The sequence below is a fragment of the Methylorubrum sp. SL192 genome (assembly GCF_026672325.1).
Taxonomy (GTDB): domain Bacteria; phylum Pseudomonadota; class Alphaproteobacteria; order Rhizobiales; family Beijerinckiaceae; genus Methylobacterium; species Methylobacterium extorquens.
In genome coordinates this window covers 4,840,511-4,856,663 of sequence record NZ_JAPPQV010000003.1, presented here as the reverse complement: position 1 = coordinate 4,856,663, position 16,153 = coordinate 4,840,511, and the positions used below count along the sequence as shown (strand labels likewise).

General features: G+C 70.5%; 16 protein-coding genes. 9 read left to right on the top strand and 7 right to left on the bottom strand.

Going from position 1 to position 16,153, the window contains the following annotated elements:
• Nucleotides 1-21 precede the first annotated feature (21 nt).
• The 3 genes from OVA30_RS23610 (at nucleotide 22) to OVA30_RS23600 (ending at nucleotide 1,523) form a co-directional block, all read left to right on the top strand.
• The gene (locus OVA30_RS23610) at nucleotides 22-405 is read left to right on the top strand and encodes a response regulator (protein WP_003604011.1); all 384 of its coding nucleotides are present in this window, start codon (nucleotides 22-24) and stop codon (nucleotides 403-405) included.
• A 183-nt stretch (nucleotides 406-588) separates the two neighbouring features.
• A complete protein-coding gene (locus OVA30_RS23605) occupies nucleotides 589-1,125 on the top strand; it encodes a protein phosphatase CheZ (RefSeq protein WP_003604012.1) in 537 nt (178 codons plus the stop codon).
• 170 nt (nucleotides 1,126-1,295) lie between these two features.
• A complete protein-coding gene (locus tag OVA30_RS23600) occupies nucleotides 1,296-1,523 on the top strand; it encodes a hypothetical protein (protein WP_003604013.1) in 228 nt (75 codons plus the stop codon).
• Between the two features lie 34 nt (nucleotides 1,524-1,557).
• Here the strand turns inward: OVA30_RS23600 and OVA30_RS23595 are convergent, their stop codons facing one another.
• A complete protein-coding gene (locus tag OVA30_RS23595) occupies nucleotides 1,558-3,036 on the bottom strand; it encodes an EAL domain-containing protein (protein ID WP_268177182.1) in 1,479 nt (492 codons plus the stop codon).
• A 286-nt stretch (nucleotides 3,037-3,322) separates the two neighbouring features.
• Here OVA30_RS23595 and OVA30_RS23590 point away from each other — a divergent pair, with 286 nt between their 5' ends.
• Nucleotides 3,323-3,544: a heavy-metal-associated domain-containing protein gene (locus tag OVA30_RS23590; protein WP_268177181.1), complete on the top strand. Its 222-nt coding sequence runs from the start codon at nucleotides 3,323-3,325 to the stop codon at nucleotides 3,542-3,544.
• 241 nt (nucleotides 3,545-3,785) lie between these two features.
• Complete coding sequence (locus OVA30_RS23585) at nucleotides 3,786-5,459, top strand: formate--tetrahydrofolate ligase (protein WP_238506056.1); 1,674 nt, start codon at nucleotides 3,786-3,788, stop codon at nucleotides 5,457-5,459.
• Nucleotides 5,460-5,572: 113 nt separating this feature from the next.
• Here the strand turns inward: OVA30_RS23585 and OVA30_RS23580 are convergent, their stop codons facing one another.
• A complete protein-coding gene (locus OVA30_RS23580) occupies nucleotides 5,573-7,672 on the bottom strand; it encodes a M3 family metallopeptidase (RefSeq protein WP_268177180.1) in 2,100 nt (699 codons plus the stop codon).
• 197 nt (nucleotides 7,673-7,869) lie between these two features.
• On the opposite strand from OVA30_RS23580, the gene OVA30_RS23575 reads away from it, so the two are divergent.
• Together OVA30_RS23575 and OVA30_RS23570 are read left to right on the top strand one after the other, a co-directional pair.
• Nucleotides 7,870-8,787: an extensin-like domain-containing protein gene (locus OVA30_RS23575; RefSeq protein WP_268177179.1), complete on the top strand. Its 918-nt coding sequence runs from the start codon at nucleotides 7,870-7,872 to the stop codon at nucleotides 8,785-8,787.
• 106 nt (nucleotides 8,788-8,893) lie between these two features.
• Nucleotides 8,894-10,003, top strand: coding sequence for a L,D-transpeptidase family protein (locus OVA30_RS23570; RefSeq protein ID WP_268177177.1), 1,110 nt, complete (start codon nucleotides 8,894-8,896; stop codon nucleotides 10,001-10,003).
• Nucleotides 10,004-10,009: 6 nt separating this feature from the next.
• Here the strand turns inward: OVA30_RS23570 and OVA30_RS23565 are convergent, their stop codons facing one another.
• Genes OVA30_RS23565 through OVA30_RS23555 form a run of 3 tightly spaced genes read right to left on the bottom strand, consistent with a single transcriptional unit; the run spans nucleotide 10,010 to nucleotide 12,785 of the window.
• Nucleotides 10,010-10,738: an ABC transporter permease gene (locus OVA30_RS23565; protein WP_268177176.1), complete on the bottom strand. Its 729-nt coding sequence runs from the start codon at nucleotides 10,736-10,738 to the stop codon at nucleotides 10,010-10,012.
• The gene (locus OVA30_RS23560; RefSeq protein WP_268177175.1) at nucleotides 10,735-11,877 is read right to left on the bottom strand and encodes an ABC transporter permease subunit; all 1,143 of its coding nucleotides are present in this window, start codon (nucleotides 11,875-11,877) and stop codon (nucleotides 10,735-10,737) included. Before OVA30_RS23560 ends, OVA30_RS23565 begins: the two co-directional genes overlap by 4 nt.
• The gene (locus OVA30_RS23555; protein ID WP_268177174.1) at nucleotides 11,874-12,785 is read right to left on the bottom strand and encodes an ABC transporter substrate-binding protein; all 912 of its coding nucleotides are present in this window, start codon (nucleotides 12,783-12,785) and stop codon (nucleotides 11,874-11,876) included. The genes OVA30_RS23560 and OVA30_RS23555 overlap by 4 nt, the downstream gene beginning before the upstream one ends.
• A gap of 292 nt (nucleotides 12,786-13,077) precedes the next feature.
• On the opposite strand from OVA30_RS23555, the gene OVA30_RS23550 reads away from it, so the two are divergent.
• The gene (locus OVA30_RS23550; protein WP_012252201.1) at nucleotides 13,078-13,470 is read left to right on the top strand and encodes a response regulator; all 393 of its coding nucleotides are present in this window, start codon (nucleotides 13,078-13,080) and stop codon (nucleotides 13,468-13,470) included.
• Nucleotides 13,471-13,499: 29 nt separating this feature from the next.
• Here OVA30_RS23550 and OVA30_RS23545 read toward each other — a convergent pair whose 3' ends face one another.
• Nucleotides 13,500-13,886 (bottom strand): YraN family protein, encoded by a 387-nt coding sequence (locus OVA30_RS23545; protein WP_268177172.1) that lies wholly within the window; start codon nucleotides 13,884-13,886, stop codon nucleotides 13,500-13,502.
• Entirely contained in the window at nucleotides 13,870-14,820 is a 951-nt protein-coding gene (gene rsmI / locus OVA30_RS23540) for a 16S rRNA (cytidine(1402)-2'-O)-methyltransferase (protein WP_056503521.1), read from the bottom strand. Before rsmI ends, OVA30_RS23545 begins: the two co-directional genes overlap by 17 nt.
• 120 nt (nucleotides 14,821-14,940) lie before the next feature.
• Between rsmI and OVA30_RS23535 the strand changes: the two genes are divergently transcribed.
• Nucleotides 14,941-16,152, top strand: a complete 1,212-nt coding sequence (locus OVA30_RS23535) for a penicillin-binding protein activator (RefSeq protein ID WP_268177169.1) — start codon at nucleotides 14,941-14,943, stop codon at nucleotides 16,150-16,152.
• Nucleotide 16,153: the final 1 nt, after the last annotated feature.

Here is a 16,153-nt window from a genome sequence, read left to right as displayed (position 1 = left end):
GACAAACGGAGCAATCGTCATATGGCCCTCGACCTCAGCATGCCTATCCTGGTGGTCGACGACTACCAGACCATGGTGCGTATCATCCGCAACCTCCTCAAGCAGCTTGGCTTCGAGGACGTGGATGATGCCTCCGACGGCACCGCCGCACTGGCGCGCCTGAAGGGCCGCAAGTATGGCCTCGTCATCTCGGATTGGAACATGGAGCCGATGACCGGCTACGAGCTTCTGCGCCATGTCCGCGCCGACGAGGGCCTGCGCACGACGCCGTTCATCATGGTCACCGCCGAGTCGAAGACCGAGAACGTCATCGCCGCCAAGAAGGCCGGCGTGAACAACTACATCGTCAAGCCCTTCAACGCCGCCACCCTCAAGTCGAAGATCGAGGCGGTCTGCGGCGCCTGATCGCACGATCCGCCGGTGGACCGTCGCGCTGAACCGAGGCGTGCCGAGCGAAAGCGAGCGGACTGAAACGGTCACGAGAGCCGATCCCGGCCGTCATGCCGTCGGGGTCGGAGCAGGAGGAGCGGCCGTCCCTGCGGGTGGCCGTCAACGGATCGAACACGAGAACGTCGCGAGAGATCGCCCATGAAAATGATGGCAACGGCACGCGACGGCCGGTCGCAGAATTCCCACCCGTCGGCGATGGTGAAGGAACTTCTCGACATCGCGGACTACATCGCCAGTCTGCGGGACGCGATCGCGATCCTGCGGGCCAACGAGCTGACGCGTGACCGTCTGCCGATGGTCCACGAGGAGCTGAGCGAGGTGGTGGCGGCCACGGCCGGCGCGACCAATTCGATCATGAGTACCGCAGAAGCCGTGCTCGCCCTGCGCGATGGACCGGGCTACCGGGACGCAGTCGAGGCCAAGATCTACGACATCTTCGAGGCTTGCACCTTCCAGGACATCACCGGCCAGCGCATCGCCAAGGTGGCGGAGGCGATGAGCCAGCTCGAAGGACGGCTCGCCCGCTTCACCGCCGCGGTGAAAGCCCGCGACGCGGCCGGCATCGACGAGACCGAAGCTGACCGGCGCAAGCGCAACGAGTCGCTCCTGCTCAACGGGCCGCAGATGGGCGGTCCCGCGACCGCGCAGGATGCCATCGACGCCCTGTTCGCCTGACCCACGGGACAGGCGGACGCTGGATCGACGCGGCCTCGGACGGGGCTGAGATCCGACGGCTGTTACGGCCAAGCTGCCTTGTTCCGAACATCGCCGTTGCGAAAAGCCGTCAAGGTCATCCCTGAAAAAGGGTGCGGGATCCGAGCTGGGGATTCCGCAGGGGCTGGACCATGGCGAACTCCGATCTGCTGCCCGATCGCGCATCCGGCGATGCCCTCGACCGCGCCCGCGCGCAGGGGCAGATGCACCATTCCATCGCGACGACGCTTCTTGTGATCGCGGCCGCCCGCGCCGAACGCGCGGCGCCTCCGGTCCATGCGGCGCGCCAGCGTCTGGCGAAAATCTACGGAGCCTCCCGGCTGCGCAAGCGGATGGAGCGCGACGCCGCGCGGGGCTGAACCCCTTCCACCGACGACGCGCCCGCTGCCGGGTTCACCCGGCTCTGCGCAGAAAATCCCGGAACGGGCGACGCTGCGGCGGCGGGCTCGGCGGTGGATCGGGGGAGGGCGGTGGCGGCGGCGCCGCCTCGGGCGAGGCCGAGAGCACCTCCGAACGCACGGCACGCGGGGCGGCGAACACCCCGCCTTGCGCCAGCGGCACGTCGAGATCGATCAGGTCGGGCACCTCCGTCTCGGCCTCAACGCCGGTCGCGACGAGCCGGATTCCGGCCCGCGCCAGGGAGGTCACCAGATCCTCCAGGGCGATATCCGGCCGCGCCTCCCGGTCGAGCGGTCGCAGCAGCAGCGCGGCCGCGACCTTGACCTGCGTGATGCCGCGCTCGGCCAGAGCGGTCGGGTCGAACCGCAGGTCGATCGGGCGATCCATCACGAAGCCGATCCGCCCGCGTAACCCCGCCAGCAGGGCGGCCTGCTCCGCATCGAGGCTGCGCCAGCTCGATTGCGGCAGGGCGATCACGACACGGCCCGCGAGTTCCGGCCCCTCGCTGACGAGGCGGCCGAGGGAGCGCAGGAAGCCCGGCTCGAACAGCGAATGCGGCGTCAGGCTGTAGCTGACCGAGGCTGGGCTGCCACGGCCCTGGAGATGGCGCGCGATCGTCGCGACGCGCTGGAGCATGCGCCGGTCGAGCGCCGTGGTGCGGCCGTGCCGCTCCAGGACGGGCAGGAACGTCTCCGGCGCGTAGACCGCGTCGCCGACCTTGAGCCGCGCCAGCGCTTCGTAGGCGACGACCTTGCGCTGCGGCAGGGTGACGACCGGCTGCAGGAACACTTCCAGTCCCTCGCCGTCGAAGGCCTCGATCAGCAATGCCGCGTCGGCGTCGGTGGCGAAATGATCGGAGGGTCGGGCCGCCGGCAGGGTTGTGCGGGGCACGAGCCGCATCGGCGGGGCCGCCGGTTCCGTCTCGGGGGGAGGGGGCGCGGCCGGCACCGGGCGCGGCCGGACCGGCTCCGGCGCCGCCTGCGGAACCGGCTTCGGCTGGGGAGTCTGCGCCTGGACCCTCAGACGGGCGATGTCGCCGTCCTGCGACGCCACCACCGCGGCGAGCTCCCGGACGATGCCGCTGAGGATGCCGATCTCGGCAGTCACCTCCTCGATCCCGGCATCGAACCGTGCGTCGAGCGCCTTGTCCGCTTCATCCGGCGGTCGCGCCGACGGGTCCGCCGTCGCCGAATCCTGCATCCGCGACTGGATCAGGGCGGCCGTGACGGCTTCCAGCTTCACGAGGCGCTGGGACAGGACGCCGATCTCCTTCGAGACGACCTCCTGTGCGACGGCGAAGGTGGAAAGCCGCCGCCACAGCAGCGCTCCGCCCACGATCGCGAGGCCGGACACGGCGGCGACGGCGGCGAGCGGGAGGATGAGCGCCAGCGGAACGAGGACCAGGACGCCGATGAGGCCGAGGATCCAGGGGGTGCCGCGCGGGCGGATCGTTCGGGCTTTCGGCGTTTTCACCGTCGATCGACGCGTTTCTGTCTGGCGGCCGCGGCCGGGCTTCTCATTCACGCTGCGACGCGAGCGCCCGCAGAACGTGTGGGTGAAACGCGCCGGATCGCGTGCGAGGACGCATCCGGATCGTCGTAACCCTAATGTCGCCGACGCCGCTCGCCGCCGCAAGGCGGCATCATAGGTTTCTCCCGTTCATTCGGCCCGAACGCGCCGTGTGCTTGCCGCGCGCGATCCCGAAGCCACATCTGCGGGGGCGCGTCGGCAGCCGGCGGGCAGCCAGGAGACGATGGCGATGGACCAGAGCCCGATCGAACTGACGATGCGCGTGGACGGAATGACCTGCGAGGGATGCGCCGAGGCGGTGCGCCGCACGATCTGTCGCCTCGACCCGCAGGCGGATGTCTCGGTCGATGTCGGCCTGGGCCGGGTCTCCGCGACGACCGTCGCGCAGAGTCTCGACGTGGCTCAAGCGCTGACCCAGGCCGGTTACACCGCCACCGCGATGACTGGTTGAAACCATCCGGCCTCACGCGCCGGCCGGAGGCGGATCACCGGTCCGAAACCACCTGTCCCATGAGAAAACTTAACGGTCGGGTTAAAAAAAATCCGAGACGCTTTTCGTCGTCGTTTCGCTCACACTGCCACGATCGGTTTATCGTGGCCGTTCCGTTCGCTACCACGGAAGCATAGGGACGGACCGGGCGACGGCTCGGCACGCCGCGAGCCCGCGTGAACAAGAAACGACGGTGAGAGAAATGCCCTCAGATATCGAGATCGCCCGCGCGGCGACCCTGAAGCCGATCGCCCAGGTCGCCGAAAAGCTCGGCATCCCGGACGAGGCGCTTCACAACTACGGCAAGCACATCGCCAAGATCGACCACGACTTCATCGCCTCGCTCGAGGGTAAGCCCGAGGGCAAGCTGGTGCTCGTCACCGCGATCTCGCCGACGCCCGCGGGCGAGGGCAAGACCACCACGACCGTGGGGCTCGGCGACGCGCTCAACCGCATCGGCAAGCGGGCGGTGATGTGCCTGCGCGAGCCCTCGCTCGGCCCCTGCTTCGGCATGAAGGGCGGCGCGGCCGGCGGCGGCAAGGCGCAGGTCGTGCCGATGGAGCAGATCAACCTGCACTTCACCGGCGATTTCCATGCCATCACCTCGGCGCACTCGCTCGCCGCGGCGCTGATCGACAACCACATCTACTGGGCCAACGAGCTCAATATCGACGTGCGCCGCATCCACTGGCGCCGCGTGGTCGACATGAACGACCGGGCGCTGCGCGCGATCAACCAGTCGCTCGGCGGCGTCGCCAACGGCTTTCCGCGCGAGGACGGGTTCGACATCACCGTCGCCTCCGAGGTGATGGCGGTGTTCTGCCTCGCCAAGAATCTGGCCGACCTCGAAGAGCGGCTCGGCCGCATCGTCATCGCCGAGACCCGCGACCGCAAGCCGGTGACGCTGGCCGACGTGAAGGCGACCGGCGCGATGACCGTTCTCCTCAAGGACGCGCTTCAGCCGAACCTCGTGCAGACGCTGGAGGGCAACCCGGCCCTGATCCATGGTGGCCCGTTCGCCAACATCGCCCACGGCTGCAACTCGGTGATCGCCACCCGCACCGGCCTGCGGCTGGCCGACTACACCGTCACCGAGGCCGGCTTCGGCGCGGATCTCGGCGCGGAGAAGTTCATCGACATCAAGTGCCGCCAGACCGGCCTCAAGCCCTCGGCGGTGGTGATCGTCGCCACGATCCGCGCCCTCAAAATGCATGGCGGCGTCAACAAGAAGGATCTCCAGGCTGAGAACCTCGACGCGCTGGAGAAGGGTTTCGCCAATCTCGAGCGCCACGTGAACAACGTGCGGAGCTTCGGCCTGCCGGTGGTGGTGGGCGTGAACCACTTCTTCCAGGACACCGACGCCGAGCATGCCCGGTTGAAGGAACTCTGCCGCGACCGTCTTCAGGTCGAGGCGATCACCTGCAAGCACTGGGCGGAGGGCGGCGCGGGCGCCGAGGCGCTGGCGCAGGCCGTGGTGAAGCTCGCCGAGGGCGAGCAGAAGCCGCTGACTTTCGCCTACGAGACCGAGACGAAGATCACCGACAAGATCAAGGCGATCGCGACCAAGCTCTACGGTGCGGCCGACATCCAGATCGAGTCGAAGGCCGCCACCAAGCTCGCCGGCTTCGAGAAGGACGGCTACGGCAAATTGCCGGTCTGCATGGCCAAGACGCAGTACTCGTTCTCGACCGACCCGACCCTGATGGGCGCGCCCTCGGGCCACCTCGTCTCGGTGCGCGACGTGCGCCTCTCGGCGGGCGCCGGCTTCGTCGTGGTGATCTGCGGTGAGATCATGACCATGCCGGGCCTGCCCAAGGTGCCGGCGGCGGACAGCATCCGCCTCGACGCCAACGGTCAGATCGACGGGCTGTTCTAGCCGCCGCTCTCAGCCCTCCCCCCTACCCAAGTCTGGCTTGCCCGACTTGGGCGGATCGTTGCGGATCTCGGGCAGGCCCGAGGTCCGTCGGGGGAGGGTTCTTGTTTTATGCGCTACGCCGCCAGCCCGCGCTTCTTCAGCAACGGCTCGATGCTCGGCAGCCGGCCCCGGAACGCCGTATAGGCCTCGCGCGCGTCGCGCAGGTTGCCCGCGCCGTAGATCATGCGGCGCAGCCGCTGCGCCGTCTCCGGATGGAAGATGTCGCCCGTCTCGCGGAAGGCATCGAAGGCGTCGGCATCAAGCACCTCCGACCAGAGATAACTGTAATAGCCGGCCGCATAGCCGTCGCCGGAGAAGATGTGCGCGAAGTGCGGCGCCCGGTGCCGCGCCGCGATCTCCGCCGGCATGGCGATGCGGCGCAGGGCGTCCGCCTCGAACGCGACGACGTCGAGCCCGTCCTCTCCGGCCGCGGAGAGATGCAGCGTCATGTCGACGATGGCCGAGGCCGCATATTCGATCGTCGCGAAGCCCTGGTTGAAATTGGCCGCCGCGAGCAGGCGTTCGAGCAGCGCGTCCGGCATCGGCTCGCCGGTGGTCACATGGCGGGCATGGGCGCGCAGCACCTCCGGCTGCTGCAGCCAGTGCTCGTAAAGCTGCGAGGGCAGTTCGACGAAGTCGCGCGAGACCGCGGTGCCGGATAGCAGCGGATAGGTGACGTCGGACAGAAGCCCGTGCAGGGCGTGGCCGAATTCGTGGAACAGCGTGCGGGCGTCGTCGAAGGAGAGCAGCGTCGGCTCGCCCCGCGGGGCGCGGGCGAAGTTCATCACGTTGACGATGATCGGACGGATGTCGCCGTTCAGCCGCTCCTGAGACCGGAAGGCGCTCATCCAGGCACCGGAGCGCTTCGAGGGGCGGGCGAAGTAGTCGCCGAGGAACAGGCCGACCTCGGAGCCGTCGGCGTCGCGCACGAGCCAGGTGCGCACGTCCGGGTGATAGCGCGGCACGTCGCGCAACTCCTCGAAGGCGAGCCCGAACAGCCTCGACGCGGTGTCGAAGGCTGCCCGGATCATGCCTTCCAGCGGCAGGTACGGCTTGATCTCGGACTCGTCGAGGTCGTGCTCGGCCCGCCGCAGCTTTTCGGAATAGTGCCGCCAGTCATGCGCTTCGAGAGCGAAGTCGTGCCCCTCCGCCCGAACCAGGGCCTGGAGCCCTTCGCGTTCCGCCGCCGCGCGCTGGAGCGCCGGCTTCCAGACGTTGCGCAGAAGCTCCATCGCCGCGTCGGGGGAACCCGCCATAGTGTCGTCGAGCTTGAGATGGGCGAAGCTGTCGAAGCCGAGCAGCCGGGCCCGTTCGGCGCGCAGGCGCACGATCTCGGCGATGATGGCGCGGTTGTCGGTCTCGCCGCCATTCTCGCCGCGGCGGGTCCAGGCCGCGTAGGCCAGCGCCCGTAGATCGCGGCGGGTGGAGAAGACGAGGAAGGGCTCGATCAGCGAGCGCGAGAGGGTGATGGCATGGCTCTGCCCGCCGCCGCGCTCCTTGGCCGCCTCCGCGGCGGCATCGCGCAGGAACGGCGGCAGGCCGGCGAGATCCGCCTCGCCGTTCAGCGGCAGGACGAAGTCGCGCTCGTCGGCGAGCACGTTCTGAGAGAACTGCGTCCCGAGTTCGGCCAGCCGGACCGCGATCTCGGCGATGCGGGTCTTGGCCTCCGGGGCGAGGCCGGCGCCGGCCCGGCGGAACCGGCTGCGGTAGCGGTCGAGCACGCGGCGCTCCTCCGCGCCCAACTCTTCCGCATCGGCATCGATGGCCGAGAGCCGGGCCCAGAGCTCCGGATTCAGGGTGATGGCGCTCGAATGCCGCGCGAGCTGCGGCGCGACCGCCCGCTCGATCGCCTGAAGCTCGGGGCTGGTGTTGCTGCCGGTCAGGTTGAAGAACACGTTGGCCACGCGGTCGAGCGCGGCGCCCGCGCGCTCCATCGCCGCGACCGTGTTGGCAAAGGTCGGCGCCGCCTCGTTCCCGGCAATCGCCGCGATCTCGGCCTCATGCGCCTTCAGGGCGTGCGCGAAGGCCGGCACGTAATGCTCGGGCCGGATCGCCTCGAAATCCGGCAGACCGAACGGCGTCGCCCAGTCCGGTGCGTCGAACGGGTTGGCTTGCACGCCGCCACGGCCGGGCTCCGTACCCTCGGGGAGGTCGCGTGCGGTGTCGGCGGTCATGGGCAAAACCTTCGGGGCGCGTCGGACAGTGAAGCGTCGAGCATAGGTTTGTGGGCCGAGCGGCGCAAAGCGACAGCTGCCCGCGCCCGGTTCTTTCACGTTTTCGCCGGGCGTGGCCGCCGCGTCCTTGCCGGGAACGGCTGCGCGGCGGATGAGGGGGCGACGGTGCGCGGCCGGGCGAGCGGGACACACACGGCATGAAGCCTTCCACCCTCGCTTCCCTTCTCGCTTGCCTCCTCGCCGCCGGGCTCGCCCTTCCGCCGGACCCGGCATGGTCCGATCCGGCCAAGCCGCCGCCCGCGACGGTGCCGCTGCCGCCGCCTCAGCCGCCGGCGCGCCCGGATGACCTCGTGCCGCCCGCGCCTCAGGTGACGCCGCTGCCGCCGGCGCGCCCGCCGGAACTGGCTACCGGCCCGGACAAGGGCGCCGTGGCCAAGCCTGACGAGCCGCCCAAGGAGACGAAGAACCCGAACGACACCAAGGACGCACCCGCTGCCCTGCCGGAGGCGCCGCTGCCGCCCGCTCGGCCGCCGGAGCTGTCGGGCGAGTCGGCGCTCGCCCTCAAGGTTTCGGCGCCCGACGACACCGCATGCCTGCGCCGGCTGGAGCGGCTCGGCGCGCGCTTCGAGGCGGCGTCGCCGCTCGGCAACGGCCAATGCAGCGCGCCGCATCCTCTCATCGTCACAGCACTTGCCGACGGCGTCGCGCTGGAGCCGGCGGCCACCCTGAACTGCCGGGCCGCGGAGGCGCTGGCGCGCTGGACGACGGAGGTGCAGGTCGCGGCGCAAAAGGAGTTCGGCGAGAGCCTGAAGAGCCTTGCGCTCGGCGGCACCTATGTCTGCCGCGGGCAGAACCACGACACCGACGCCAAGCTCAGCGAGCACAGCTTCGCCAACGCCATCGACGTGATGGCCTACGGTTTCAGCAAGCGCGCGAGCCTCAAGGTGACGGCGGCGCCCGACGGCACATCGGAGGCGGCGTTCCTGGCCTCGGCGCGCACGAGCGCCTGCACCTTTTTCCGCACGGTGCTGGGGCCGGGCAGCGACGCCGCGCACGGCAACCACCTGCATCTCGACCTGCGCGAGCGCAATGCCGGACACCGCCTCTGCCAGTAGGCGGCTTTCCGGGACCGGACGCTTGACGAAGCGCCATTCGCCGCGGGAACGGTAGCGCTTGGCCAAAGCTTCCTCTTCGTCGTGAGTCGAGGAGCGCGAGCGGGCTATGGAACGGGCGTGGATGCGAGGAGCGCTGGCGGCGCTCAGTGTATGGTCGGCAGCCGCGCAGGCCGCCGAGTCCGGGGCGCCCGACTTGACCCGCGAGGCCATCGAGAACGCGGCGTTCCGAGAGTCGCCGGAAGAGGCCAAGCCCGACAAGGCATCCAAGCCGGGAAAGAAATCCAAAAAGGAGGCTGAGGCCAAGAAGGAAGCCGAAGCGAAGAAGGACGCGGAGAAGAAGCCCGACCCTCTGCTGGTGAAGGTGCAGGTGCTGCTCGATCGGGCCCGGTTCTCCCCCGGCGCCATCGATGGGCGCGACGGCGAGAATCTGCGCGGCGCGCTCAAAGCCTTCGCCGCGGCGCAAGGGCTACCCGAGGGCGACCGCCTCACCCGCGAGGTCTTCGACCGGCTTCAGGCCACCGGCAAGGAACCGGTCGTGACCCAGTACACGATCACGGAGGAGGACGTGAAAGGCCCCTTCGTCGAGAAGATGCCGGCCAAGATGGAGGAGCAGGCCGAGGTCGGGCCGATGCGCTACACCAACGCCCGCGAGATGCTGGCCGAGCGCTTCCACATGCAGCGTGACCTGTTCTCCGCCCTCAACCCGAACGTGCCCCTCGACAAGGCCGGCGGCACGCTGGTCGTCGCGGCCGTGCCGCCGCTCGGCGAGGGCAAGGTCGAGGGTGCGCCGGTCGCTCCAAAAGTCACCCGCATCGAGGTCGACAAGCGCACGAAGCGGGTGCGCGCCTTTGCGGAGGACGGCAAGCTGACGGCGGATTATCCGGCCTCGATCGGCAGTTCGGAGAAGCCGGCGCCGGACGGGTCGGCGAAGGTGAAGGCCGTCGCCTTCGACCCCTGGTACACCTACAACCCGAAGTACCAGTTCAAGGGTGTGAAGGCGACGAAGAAGTTCTCGATCCATCCGGGGCCGAACAGCCCGGTCGGCGTCGTCTGGATCGACCTGTCGATTCCCTCCTACGGCATTCACGGCACACCGGAGCCGGAGAAGGTCGGCAAGACCGAGTCGCACGGCTGCATCCGCCTCACGAACTGGGACGCGCGCGACCTCGCGAGTCATACGAAGAAGGGCGCGAAGGTCGAGTTCCTGGACAAGTAGCCTCGATCAGCCGGCCGTCCGTCCCTCGGGCGGACGTAGCCTGGCGCCGATCGCAAGCAGCAGCGCATCGCCGAGGAAGGCGAGCGCCGCGGTCGCAAGCGCGCCCTGGAGCATCGCCGCGATGTTCTGGTTCTGGAGCCCGGCGACGATCGGCGTGCCCAGCGTCGAGGCCCCTGCAAGCGCTCCGACGGCGGTGACGGAGACGGCGAGGATCAGGGCGGTGCGCAACGTATCCACGAGGCCCGCGGCGGCCAGCGGCAATTCGATGTGGATGAGGATCTGGGCCGGCGCCAGGCCGATGGCCTGGGCCGATTCGCGGGCTTCGGCGGTCACGGCGTCGAGCGCGCCGACGGTGCCGCGCAGCGTCGGCATGATGCCGTAGGCGGTCAGCGCCAGCAGGGTCGGCGGCCCGCCGAAGCCGAGCACCGGCAGAGCCAGGGCCACGACGACCACCGGCGGCACCGCCTGGGCGAAGGCGGCGAGCGTGTCGATGCTGCCCCGAAACCCCGCGAAGCGCGCCCGCGTGGCGATCAGGCCGAGCCCGATTCCCAGTGCGGCGACCAGAGCGAGTCCGGTCGCGGCCAGGGTGAGGTGGTTCAGCGCCAGTTCCGCGATGTGGCGGACGGTCAGGGGCCGGCCGTTTGCGCCGATCAGGCCGGCAAAGGCCGGATGGCTCGCGGCGGCCAGCGCCAAGCCGAGTGCGAGCGGTCCGAGGGCCTCAGAGACGCGATTCATCGCGGCCACCGTCTGCGCAGGGCCGCTTCCAGCCTGCCGAGCGCCCCCTCGGCGGCGAGCGAGAGCGCGATGATCGGCAGGGCGCCGAGCAGGATCAGGTCCGGCGCGAACTGCGCCATCCCGTCGAAGACGAGCGTACCGAGCCCGCCCGCCCCGACGAGTGCGCCAAGGGTCGCGAGACCGAGCGCCTGGACCGTGGCGACCCGCAGGCCGCCGATGAGGGCCGGGGCACCGAGCGGCAGGCGTAGGGTCGTCAGGATCTGGCCCGACGTGAGCCCGAGGGCCCGCGCCGCGGCGATGTTGTCGGGGCCGGTGGCGCGGCGTGCCGCCTGAAGGCCGCGCCAGAGCGGCAGGAGCAGGTAGGCCGCGACGCCGATCAGGGCCGGCCCGATGCCGAGCGCGGAGATCCCGTAGCCGCGCAGTGCCGGGGCTGCTGTGAGCAACGCGGAGAGACCGGCGACGAGGCCGCCGAGCAGGGCGACCGCCGGCACGACCTGCAAGCCGCTGACCGTGAGGTCGACCGCTCCGCGCCCACGACGCCACAGTGCGAGCCCACCCGTGACGCCTGCGGCCAGCACCAGGGCGCCGAGGGCGAGGACGAGGTGATCGCGGATGGCGCCGCCGAGGGCATCGGACCGGGCGCGCGCCTCGACGACGAGCGAGAGCGCATCGAGGCGCCCGGCACGCCACAGGCCCCCGATCAGCGCCAGGACGGCGGCCGCCGCGATGAAGCCGCCGCTGGGCAGGCGGGCGCGCCGCGCGGCGAAGGCCAGGGCACAGGCCAGCACGACCACCCCGGTCCAGGCGCCGGTGGCGAGGCGCGCCCGCGTCGCGAACGGCTGGCCGGCGGTCAGGTCCGCGGCGCCGGCGCCGAGCCCCGCTAGCAGGAGAGCGAGAGCGCCGAGGCAGGCGAGCCCGGCGAAACCGGCAGCCATCCGTCCCCGGCCCGCCGCGAGCAGGCCGAGTCCCCCGGCGGCCAGGGCGGCGATGGGCCAGAGTCCGGTACCGAGCGCCTCCGAAGCGGCGATGGGTGCGCCCGTCACCAGCCGGTTCGGTGCGAGGTGCAGCAGGGGCAGCCCAGCGAACACCGCCGGGAGCAGAGCCGCCGCGGCGAGGCCGGCGAGGAGGCGTGCCGTCACGGGCGGCTTGCTGCTTCAGCCAGCCATGCCTTGGCCACCGCCTCGGCAGTGCGCCCCTCCACGGTGATGGCCGCGTTGAGCCGCCGCAGCGTGTCGGCGTCGAGGCGCGCGAAGATCGGGTCGAGGGCCTCGCGGATCCGCGGGTGGCGTTCCAGCGTCGCGGCACGGATCACGGGGGCGGGTTCGTAGACGATCTGCGCCCCCTTGGGATCGCTCATCACAGCGAGGTCGAGGGCGGCCAGCGCCCCATCGGTGCCGTAGACCATACCGGCATTGATTCCGCTGATGCCTTCCGCCGCAGCACGGGCGGTCACCGCCGTGTCGCCGCCGGGCAGGCTGACGATGCGCGAGAGCGGCAGGGAGAAACCGTAGGCGGATTCGAAGGAGGGCAGGGCGGCGGGACTTTCCACGAACTCCGTCGAGGCGGCGAGGCGGATCACACCATCCCGCACCGCGCCGGCGAAATCCGCCATGGTGGCGAGCCTCCGCTCACGGGCGATACGGCCCTGCACCGCGATCAGCCACGTGTTGTTGGCCGGCGCCCGACCGAGCCAGACCAGGCCATGCGCGGCGTCGAGCCGCAGGGCGAGGCCGTAAGCTGCCGCGCCGGTCTTCCAGGCGGGATCGGTCTCGGTGCCCGAGAAGAAGGCCACGTTGCCGGTATATTCGGGATACAGGTCGATCTCTCCGGCGAGCAGGGCCGAGCGGACGATCAGGGTCGGCCCGAGGCCGAGGCGGCGCTCCACGCGCAAGCCAAGATCCTCAAGGACGAGAGAAATCAGGTTTCCAAGCAGCGCGCCTTCGGTATCGCTCTTCGAGCCAATCACGATCGGACGCCCCGGTTCGGCACGGGCGCGGATCGGAAGCATTGCGGCGGCGGCCGCGGCGAGGAGGCCCCGCCGACTCATAGTTGAGCGGGCTTCGCCTCGTGCCGGGGCTGTCGCCATGTTGCGACAATCAGCGTGAAATGTTTTGCGGAATAACATTGGGCCGATCAGCATAGCACGGGCGGGGCTTTGCGGCGCTTGACACGCCCAGCTTTACGGGCGACGGCTCGCGGTGCCGGGCAGCGTTTTCCGGGTCGCTCATCCGCTCTCGAAGCGTATCGGAGGGGTCTCCTCCGGAACAATCCAGGCGCGACTGACAGACTCGAGACGGCGTTCCGGATCGGGAACGAATCGATAGGGAAGACGACCCGGCGTGAGTGTGGATTCGAACGAGGATCGTCTGTCCGGCGCGCGGGTGCTGGTTGTCGAGGACGAAGCGGCCATCTCGATGCTTCTCGAGGATATGCTGCTCGATTTCGGCTGCGAGATCGTCGGGCCGGCGGCCCGGCTTGCGACCGCCCTGGAGATGGCCCGCAGCGAGAGCTTCACGGTCGCCATCCTCGACGTGAACGTGGCGGGTGAGCCGATCTACCCGGTGGCCGAGGCCATCGCCGAGCGCAACCTGCCCATCGTGTTCTCGACCGGTTATGGCGGCGCGGGCATCCGCGAGCCGTTCCGCGACCGGCTTGTGGTGCAGAAGCCGTTCAGCCAAGCCGACCTCAAGCGCACCCTCGCCGCGGCTATCGCCGCCGCCGCCGAGGGCTGACGCGGCCCGTCCGGCTCTGGGCCGGACGCTCATAAGCCTTCGATCTCGAACGCGTTGGGCAGATGGCGCGGCCAGCGGCGCGGCGCCACGAAGACGGCATCCGCCCGCAGGGTCGCGTCGGCGGCAAGCGGGTGACGCGCGAGCCAAGCCCGCGCGGCCCGCGACAGGCGTGCCCGCTTGCGCGCGTCGATGGCGGTCGCGGCGGCGTCGAGCGTCGCGCGGGCCTTGACCTCGACGAAGGCGATGGTGCGCCCGCGCCGGACGATCAGGTCGATCTCCCCGCCCGCGGCCGCGAAGCGCCGGGCGAGCGGCCGATAACCCTTCAGCATCAGCGCCAGCAGCGCCAACCCTTCGGCCGACAAGCCGCGTCCGTGGGTGGCGCGGCGCCGCGCCTGCGGATCAGCCGGAGGTCTCATCGTCCGCCCGGCGGGCGAGCACCAGGGCGCGGGCATAGACGACGCGCTTGGGCTGGCCGGTCTCGTCGGCGACGAGTGCCGCCGCATCCTTGATCGAGTGCCGGGCGAGCGCCGCCTCGATCCGGGCGTCGAGCCCGGTATCGGCTTCGCGCGGGGCGGCGTCCTCGGGTGCCGTGCCGATGACCACGACGACCTCGCCCTTCGGCGGACCCTCCTGGGCGAAGGCTTCGGCCAGCGCACCGAGGCTGTCGCGGCGGATCGTCTCAAACAGCTTGGTCAATTCGCGGGCCACCGCCGCGGGCCGCTCCGGCCCGAGGGTGGCGGCGGCATCGGCCAGCATTTCGGGCAAGCGATGGGGGGATTCGAACACCACCAGCGTGCCGGGGATCGTGGCCAACGCCTCCAGACGGTTGCGCCGGGCACCCGATTTCTGCGGCAGGAACCCTTCGAAGAAGAACCGGTCGGTCGGCAGGCCGGCGGCGACGATGGCGGTCATCACCGCGGACGGGCCAGGAATAGGCGTCACCGGGATGCCGGCGGCAATGGCCGCCTGAACCAGCTTGAAGCCGGGATCCGAGACCAGCGGCGTGCCGGCATCGGAGACCAGCGCCAGGGTCTCGCCGGCCTTCAACCGCATCACCATCCGCTCACGCACCGCCTCGTTGGAATGCTCGTGGTAGGAGAGCAGCGGCGTCGTAATCCCGTAGTGCATCAGCAGGGTTCGGGTGACGCGGGTGTCCTCGGCCAGCACGGCATCCGCGGCGGCAAGCGTCGCCAGGGCGCGGAACGAGACGTCGCGCAGGTTACCGATCGGGGTTGCCACCACGTAGAGTCCCGGCGCCAGGGACTCGGCCTCGGCGGCGAGGCCGAAGGCCGTGAAGGTGGCGGGGCTGCGGGGGGGCCCTTCGGGGCGCTTGTCGAGTCGCTGTGTCATCGCCGCGACAATGCCACGCCCGCGCGCCTTTGAAGACCGGGGAAAGGCAGGGCCTCACATTTACTTTTCGCAAGCCCCTCCGCATCGTGATCGCGAATTGGGCTCGGACAGGGGGTCGCGATGGCGCGACGCGGCGGACGGTGGACGGCCCGCGCGGGTGCCGCGCTTCTCGGCCTCGGGCTCACGATCGGGCTCGCGGGCTGCCTCGGCGTTCCGGATGCGCCGCGGCCGGCGGCCCGGGCGGTGCCCGAGGGCGAGCCCAGCGCCACCGTGACCGCCGGCAACGTCATCGGCGCGGGCACGGTGAAAGTCGCGCTGATCGTCCCGCTGAGCGGGCAGGGGGCGGCGGTCGGCGCCGCCCTGCGCAACGCCGCCGAACTCGCCTACGACGATTTCCAGAAGCCGAACCTCCAGATCCTCGTAAAGGACGACCGCGGCACGCCGGAGGGCGCACGCGAGGCGACGCAGGCGGCCTTCGCCGAGGGGGCCGAAATGGTGCTCGGCCCGCTCTTTGCCGCCAATGTGCAGGCGGCCGGGGGTGTCGCCCGCGGGGCGGGCAAGCCGGTCATCGCCTTCTCGACCGACGCGGCGGTGGCCGCGCGCGGCGTCTATCTCATCAGCTTCCTGCCGCAATCGGAGGTGGACCGGATCGTCGATGAGGCGAGCGCGGGCGGTCGCCGCTCCTTCGCCGCGCTGATCCCCGAGACGGTCTACGGCAATGCCGTCGAGGCGCAGTTTCGTGAGGCGGTGGCCCGGCGCGGCGCCCGGCTCGTCGGTATCGAGCGCTACCCGGCCGGCAATCCCGGCCCGGCGGTCGACCGGTTGCGCGGCGTGATCGCGGGCGCCGGCGCCCAGGCCGACGCGCTGTTCGTGCCCGACACCGCCGAAGGCCTGATGGCCGTCGCGCCCGCGCTGATCAAGATCGGGTTCTCGCCCGCGCGGGTTCGTCCTCTCGGGCTCGCCCTGTGGAACGACCCGCGGGTGCTGTCGCAGGCGGCTTTCCAGGGCGGCCGCTTCGCCGCGCCCGACGCCGCCGGCTTTGCCAGTTTCGCCCAGCGCTATCAGACCCGCTTCGGGACGATGCCGCCGCGCACCGCCTCGCTCGGCTACGATGCGGTCTCGCTTATAGCCGCACTGGTGCGCCAATACGGCTCGCAGCGCTTCGCCGACGCGACGCTGACCAACCCGGCGGGCTTCTCCGGCCTCGACGGCACCTTCCGCTTCCTGCCTGACGGGGTCAGCGAGCGGACCTTGGCGGTCTACGAGATCCGCAACAACGCGGCGAACCTGGTGAGCCCGGCCCCGAAGGTGCTCGCACCGTCGGGGATTTGAC